The sequence below is a fragment of the Kocuria sp. ZOR0020 genome (genome assembly GCF_000800955.1).
In the GTDB taxonomy this organism is placed as follows: domain Bacteria; phylum Actinomycetota; class Actinomycetes; order Actinomycetales; family Micrococcaceae; genus Kocuria; species Kocuria subflava.
Window position 1 is genome coordinate 1 of sequence record NZ_JROX01000399.1, and the last position, 271, is coordinate 271.

Consider the following 271-nt stretch of genomic DNA (forward strand, 5'->3'; position numbering starts at 1 on the left):
AGCCGCCGATATCCGAACTTCCGGACGCCCATCAGGAGCCCGTGGATCCCAAAGCACTTCCGGCCAGCGCTCGCCGCGCCCCGCTGGGCTTTGGTGTTCTGGCACTGGTGTCCTTGATCGTCTTTGCCTTCAACGCACCGTCCCAGGCGGTGACCTTCCGCATCAGCCACGATGGCGATCTGTTCCGCGTCCCAGACATCGTGCTGCCCGGGATGATCACCGGCTGGCTGATCACTGCGGCTTTTGTGGGGCTCACCGTGTTCGCCTTCCT

Annotated in this window: 1 pseudogene; it reads left to right on the plus strand. The window is 63.8% G+C overall.

Annotation, left to right across the window (positions count from 1 at the left end):
* Nucleotides 1-41: 41 nt before the first annotated feature.
* Nucleotides 42-271 (plus strand): annotated as a pseudogene (locus L979_RS13970) (hypothetical protein); the annotation flags it as partial.